8 protein-coding genes are annotated in these 6,543 nt (G+C 39.7%); 4 read left to right on the top strand and 4 right to left on the bottom strand.

Annotated features, from left to right (window positions below; genetic code table 11):
- Window positions 1-365 precede the first annotated feature (365 nt).
- The 3 genes from KGY70_03970 (at window position 366) to KGY70_03960 (ending at window position 1,758) form a co-directional block, all read left to right on the top strand.
- Entirely contained in the window at window positions 366-560 is a 195-nt protein-coding gene (locus tag KGY70_03970; protein MBS3774318.1) for an AAA family ATPase, read from the top strand.
- A gap of 13 nt (window positions 561-573) precedes the next feature.
- A complete protein-coding gene (locus tag KGY70_03965) occupies window positions 574-1,239 on the top strand; it encodes a DUF4143 domain-containing protein (GenBank protein ID MBS3774317.1) in 666 nt (221 codons plus the stop codon).
- A gap of 165 nt (window positions 1,240-1,404) precedes the next feature.
- Complete coding sequence (locus KGY70_03960; GenBank protein ID MBS3774316.1) at window positions 1,405-1,758, top strand: LapA family protein; 354 nt, start codon at window positions 1,405-1,407, stop codon at window positions 1,756-1,758.
- Window position 1,759: 1 nt separating this feature from the next.
- Here the strand turns inward: KGY70_03960 and KGY70_03955 are convergent, their stop codons facing one another.
- Complete coding sequence (locus tag KGY70_03955; protein ID MBS3774315.1) at window positions 1,760-2,185, bottom strand: rhodanese-like domain-containing protein; 426 nt, start codon at window positions 2,183-2,185, stop codon at window positions 1,760-1,762.
- A gap of 972 nt (window positions 2,186-3,157) precedes the next feature.
- Window positions 3,158-4,291 carry a radical SAM family heme chaperone HemW gene (hemW, locus tag KGY70_03950; protein MBS3774314.1) on the bottom strand — a complete coding sequence of 378 codons (1,134 nt, stop codon included), beginning with the start codon at window positions 4,289-4,291 and terminating at the stop codon, window positions 3,158-3,160.
- Window positions 4,292-4,854: 563 nt separating this feature from the next.
- On the opposite strand from hemW, the gene KGY70_03945 reads away from it, so the two are divergent.
- Window positions 4,855-5,244, top strand: coding sequence for a VanZ family protein (locus KGY70_03945; GenBank protein ID MBS3774313.1), 390 nt, complete (start codon window positions 4,855-4,857; stop codon window positions 5,242-5,244).
- A 64-nt stretch (window positions 5,245-5,308) separates the two neighbouring features.
- Here the strand turns inward: KGY70_03945 and KGY70_03940 are convergent, their stop codons facing one another.
- Window positions 5,309-5,758, bottom strand: a complete 450-nt coding sequence (locus KGY70_03940) for an Rrf2 family transcriptional regulator (protein MBS3774312.1) — start codon at window positions 5,756-5,758, stop codon at window positions 5,309-5,311.
- A 5-nt stretch (window positions 5,759-5,763) separates the two neighbouring features.
- Window positions 5,764-6,213, bottom strand: coding sequence for a ribose 5-phosphate isomerase B (gene rpiB / locus KGY70_03935; GenBank protein MBS3774311.1), 450 nt, complete (start codon window positions 6,211-6,213; stop codon window positions 5,764-5,766).
- Between the last annotated feature and the right edge of the window lie 330 nt (window positions 6,214-6,543).

Raw genomic sequence — 6,543 nt, 5'->3', positions numbered from 1 at the left:
TCAGAATTTTCTGCCCTTAGCCTTCGCCTTAGCCTCAGCCTCAATAAACCTTGCCTTTACCTCCAAATTTTAGTACTTTTACTATGGCATCATCAAAACTACATACAACAACTATAGCTTCAGCCAACCCGGGACACGGGACGCGAGACTTTCACCTCTTCGTCCTAAGCTCTGCGCTCTTTGCTCTTAGCAACCTCAAACATGAGACCTGAAACATAAAACGCTTTACACCTTGCCCCATGCTTTGATCTCTATGCGCTCAACCTAAAACCTAAAACTTCTTCCCCCCTAAGCTCTCTTGTCCAACTTTTGAATTTTGTGATCAAGACAAATTGGTTTGCAATTTACCCGATAATTTTATAACAATGCTTATACAAAGAAACATTATCAGCCAGATCGAGGATCATCTGGAACGGCCTGAGATAACATTAATAACTGGTGCAAGACAGATTGGAAAAACTACCATATTGAAAATGCTACTGGCAAAGCTTCATAGAGAAGGAAGGCAAACCCTTTTTTTCAATCTGGACTTTGAAAAAGATTTCAGATATGTGGAATGAAAAGGTCCTAATCATGAATGAAATATTCAGCAGCTATGTCCAAAAAGATTTATCTTATTTGCTAAACTTAGACAGACCGGAAAATTGCGTCAAACTAATCGAATGGTTATCCCATACCGCAGGGACACGAATCAATTACTCCACGTGTGCCGGTGACACCGCATTATCCGTCCCCACACTGAAAAAGTACCTGTGGTACGCTGAACATACCTTCATCGTAAAAAGCCTCACCCCCTTTTACAAAAACAAAAGGAAAGAAATATCAAAATCCCCTATGGTATATTTTTTTGATATTGGTATGAAAAATTTTGCTTTTGGGGTCTTTGGAGACAAAATTCCACAGCCCCTTTCAGGTCAAATTTTTGAGAATTTCATATTTTCTATTCTATATGAACGCATCAGAAATACACCCTTCCCTCTCCATTATTGGCGTACTACAGATATGGCAGAAGTGGACTTTGTTATAAAAAAAGGTTCAGCCATCATTCCAATAGAGGTAAAATATGCCCATCTTACCAAAAATACGCCGGGAAGGTCTTTTATGAGTTTTATCGATAAATATCAGCCTCAGATTGCTTATATCATCAATTTAACCGGCCGCTTCACCAAAAAAGTAAACAAAACACAAATTCACTTTATTCCTTTTTTTGATTTATTATATGAAGATTTTACTGTTTGAAATCTCAAATCCACCCCAAAAGCTATCCCCGCAGGATAGCTTCCGTGAGAAAAACAGCGGGATACTGGAAGAAAACCAAAATTCCCGGAAATATCAATAACCCGGTAAAAATGTTTTATATGCCGGATTTTTTGATTATATTTACACAAACAAAAACAAATAGCTATGCAAAGGTCATTAATCATAGGGTTACTTGCCGCCTTAATTCTCACAGTGTTTGCTCTGCAGAACGATGAAATGGTTTCCATCCACTTTTTCTTCGGAGAACCGGTAAAAGGCTCTTTATCCTTGATTCTCCTGGTAACGATCATTATTGGAGTGATCCTGGGATTTATTTTTTCTCTCCCTTCCATCACCAAACAGTCGAAGATCATACAGCAGAAAAATAAAGAAATAGACAAAAAGGAAGCTCTATTGGAAAGATACAGGAAAGAAACCGGGAGAACCAAAGAACAGGACGAAAAAGAGAAAGTAAAAATCAAAAGTAAAAAAAGAAAAAATAACCGTTCTGCGGAGTAGATTAAAACTCCTCCCTGCGGCTTTTATCAACAGGCAAGTTTACTTTTTTCCACAATTCATATCCTCCTTTCAGGATATAAACATTCCTGAAGTGCTTTTCGTTTTTTAGAATCCAACAAACTGTATCCGTGCGGTCCCCATATTCACAATAAATGAAAAGGGGCTTGCCCTTATCCAGAGTATCTACCAACTGATCCAGTTCTTCAGGCTTACCTGCGAAGCGGGCACCGGGTATTCTCTCCTTTGCGTATTCGCTCCGCACACGTGTATCCAACACCAGTACATCCGGATTGCTTTCCATACGTACATAAAAATCTTCCGGTATGATCCGGGAACAATGTACTTCTTTTTCTTTTTCTTGTTCTTGTTTCTGAACACTGCAAGAAGTCAATAGCAGCAAAACAAGGACGATTGAACATCTCACCATATTTTGGCTCTTGAAAAATTTCATTGCATCCATAAGAGGGCAAAGTTATAAAAATAGGCATCACCATCGCATGAATAGGTGGCATTGATCCCAGGCCTGTAGGGCCGGCATCATATTCCCTATGTGCTCTAATTTGAACAAGCCAAAACCAAACAGGATGCTTTCAAGGAATTTAATGGGTTTCCGTTTTGGCTTGTCCAAATTAGCAATTCTTTTCACGACTGAACGTTGGCACGAAAAAACGACAATGCGATGGGGAGTCTGAACAAAGAGCGAAGAATGGACAACTGCTTTGCAAAACGAAGGCGGCCTAACGACGGCAATAAGGTAATAAGGTCAGCAAAGGAGGGTGAATTTCATGCCTACTAAGGTGATGGACACAAAATAAGGTTTTCCGTAAGCTGCGTCCTTTCTATGTTTTCTTCCTATGTGGTTCAAAAAAGAACGACTGGCACGAGTGCACGAGCGCACGACTACACGACAACACGAGGATACGACTGGCACGAGTGCACGACTGCACGAAAGAATGACCGAAGCGACTTAAGCGAGGGGACGAAAGAACGACGGCATGACAAAACGAGCGCACGAAGGCGCGATTAAGAACTTCTGAATATTGTGATCGATTCAAATACTACCCTTAGGACTTTCTGCCCTTAAAGCCTCAGCCTTAAAGAACGAGGGGGCGACTTAAGCGAGAGGGCGATGGGGTGAAATACAGCTACAAACAACAACCCTGGCTACTGGTAACCCGACCCCGCCTCCGCTTTGCTTCTGCGGGGCAGGGACTCGGCACGCGGGACAAATTGCTCTGAGCTCTATGCTCTGTACCAGTGCTCTTCGCCAATCACCCAATCACCCAATCACTCAATCAATCATTCAATCACCCAATCACCCAATCATTCAATCATCCCCCCCAACCAATTAATTCCAGCCCTATACCCCGCACTCTATGCCCTAAGCTCTATGCCATATTTATCCCCTGCTCCAAATAACTTCCCTGATGATGGCATCGGATATAAACTTGCCCTTGTTGGTTAGTGCTACAATATTGCCGTTGCGTTCCAGATACTGTTGATCCAGAAAAGAGCGGGCTGCTGTTAAAAAATGATCTTTGTAGCCGCGTCCGAACTTCCCCTCGATTGTAGCCAGGTCTACACCCCATTGGGTCCTTAGCCGCGTGATCAGATATTCATTGAAACGATCCTGCATGGTTAAAAATTCCTTTTCACAGGGGATCTTTCCGTTTAATACGGAATGAATATAAGTATTGATATGGGCAACATTCCACTGTCTCATTTCGCCGTTGTAGGAATGGGCCGAAGGACCAAGCCCCAGATAGGGTTTCTGCCACCAGTAACCTGTATTGTGCCTGGAATAATAACCCGGTAAAGCAAAACTGGAAAGCTCGTAATGCTCAAAACCCATATTTTTGGAATACTCCATCAGGATGCGAAACTGTTCCAGGCTATCTTCTTCCGATATTTCACTCAGTTCACCTTTTTTGAACAACTCACCGAAATGCGTTCCGGGCTCAATGGTGAGATGATAGGCAGACAAATGCTTGAAGGGGAAATCAAAAGCCGTTTCCAGGGTTTGTTTCCATCTGTTTGATGTAGAACCGGGCAAACCATAAATGAGATCAATGCTTATGTTTTTAAAGCCTGTCTGCTGGGCCCATTCAATAGCCAGGTAATTCTGCCGGACAGTATGCCTCCGGCCCAGAAATTTAATATCCTCCTCATGAAAACTTTGCACACCCAGGCTCAAACGATTGAATCCGATAGATTTTAATTCACTGAAAAAATCCACGGAAACATCATCGGGATTGCATTCAACGGTGATCTCAGCCTCTTCATCTATACCAAAGGTAGCGTTTAGGCGCTCAAAAATGCATTCCAGATCTTCAGAAGCCAAAACGGAAGGGGTACCCCCACCGAAATAAAGGGTTTGAATCTTACGGTTTCCTAAAAAGTCCTTCTGAAGATGAATTTCTTCCAAAAGTGCATTGAGAAAGCTACTTTTGTTGGGTTTGCCGGTTACAGAAAAAAAATCACAATAAGGGCATTTGGTTTTGCAATAAGGGATATGAATATATATTCCGCCCATCTTTTTCTATTTTAACCTGCATTATTCATAAATTTTTACAAATATGAAAAAAATTTAAGTTCACCTTAGTCGCTGTCGGAGACAGGAATAATTCTTGAATTATTCGGGTTAAAATAAGATTCAACCAATATTGGCGTTTTGTTCCACGTGAAACATTACGAATTGAACAAAATTTCAACACACAATAAACACAAAATTAACATTGTAGTTTACTGAATATAAATTCAAATGTCATTTTATCAACAAATGTTATAAATCTTTTTATTTTTATTCTACTAACCTGGATCATTCATAAACGAACGTAGTGAAGTTTATGGATGCGCGATGGTTTGCGGGTAGGATCCAGGCTCGCCTTCGCGAAGCTTCGGTTGCTTACGCTAAAGCTTCAGCGACAGCGTGCGGAGCAAGGTAACCCCGCATTAGAAAAACCGAATTTTTGCGAAATTTATTGAAGCAAAAAGCCAGGTTTTTCAATAGCGTCAGAATTATTCTTGAATAATTCGGGCAAAAAAAACAATTAGTTAAAAACGATGCATTAATTTTGTGTAGAATTTAAAGGATCAATGCAAGACACAATCAAACCATTCCTCTTTTTCCTTATAATATTGATAGCCATCACTTATGGAAGTCTAAGCTCGGGAGACACAGCCCAGGAATTACAGATTTTCCGTTTTGATAATTCGGACAAGCTGATGCATGCCATCATGTATTTTCTCTTAACCTTAAGTCTTGTTTATGGAATGGTAAAAAAAACGGGAATCTTTAACAACTGGAAAGTTTATGTTGTAGTGGTTCTGGCTCCGGTTAGCTACGGATTGCTTATGGAGTTTTTACAATACCTTCTTACGCAAGACAGACAGTCAGAACCCGGCGATTTTCTTGCAAATCTAATCGGAACAGGACTGGCGTTCTTCTCTGCTTTTCTTTATTATTCTTTGAAAAAAACGTATTGATGTAACCCGGAAAATCCGGCCCTTTGTTAATATATTCTAAGTTCCATAAACCGGATCATGGGAATTAAATTCCAATTTCCCCATCCGAATTTTCAATCTCTTCCTTTAAATTGGAAATGGTTTCATTTTGAAACAATTCATACAATTGCTTGCTGATGGGGCGAAACTTTTTATTAATGGGACAAGGCACAAAATTCGGATCGTGATCCCTGCAGGTAGGAAGACCTATTAAACATTCATAGAACATATCCAGTCCGTCTATAATATCAATAATCTCTAAAAGTGATATGTCCGCGGGATCCTTCTCAAGCCCGAATCCTCCATGAGGGCCCTTGGTGGAGGATAATACCTTGTGTTTTACCAGGTTTTGAAGAATCTTGCCCAGGAACGGTGTTGGAATGTCAAGGTCTTCAGCGATTTTCTTTATACCGATTTTTTGGTCTTTATCTTCTTTGAGTGCCAGATAAATGGTAGCACGTATGGCATATTTACAGGTATTGGACAAAATGGACATATAATCTATTTTTTTATGGGAATTTTCTCTATTCTACGCTCATGCCTTCCACCGCCTTCAAATTGAGCATTCAAAAATGTTTCCACAATTTCAACGGCCTGATCATAATCAACAAACCGTGCCGGTAATGCACAAATGTTGGCATTATTATGTGTCTTTGCCAATTCTGCCACTTCAGGATCCCAGCAAATAGCGGAACGGATTCCTTCGTGTTTATTGGCAGTCATACTGATTCCATTACCACTCCCGCATAAGGTAATGCCCACATCAAATTTTCCTTTTTCAACGGCACTTGCAAGAGAATGCGCAAAATCCGGATAATCGGAACTTTCAGGTGAATGGCTCCCAAAATCCCGTAGATTGTAACCTTTAGTTTCAAGATAAAGCTTAAGTTTCTGCTTTAAGTAATAACCCGCATGATCGCTGGCAATGCCTATCGATTGTATTCTCAACATTTTATAATAATTATTTCGTGCAAAATTATCCAAAAATATCCAAACTACCTATATATTCGGACTAAAAATGAATGAAAGTTTATTTTATTGATAATTAATCAACTATTTCCTTACAACCCGACGTTTTTATTAACCGCACCTGTTAAAATTGATGTTAACTTTTGTGGTATTTTTGTTAATTATTTTGTTTTGGATATATAGATTCTGTGTCTACATAAAAAAATTTTTCAAATGGAAAAAAATATTTTTTAGATTTAACCAATATATAATAAACACCTCTTTGAACAAAGATGTTTATATAATAAAACCGTATTTTATCAACCTGAAGGT

The sequence above is a fragment of the Bacteroidales bacterium genome, from assembly GCA_018334875.1.
Lineage (GTDB): Bacteria > Bacteroidota > Bacteroidia > Bacteroidales > UBA12077 > JAGXLC01.
The sequence above is the reverse complement of the archived record's forward strand: the minus strand, read 5'-3'. Positions and strand labels throughout refer to the sequence as shown.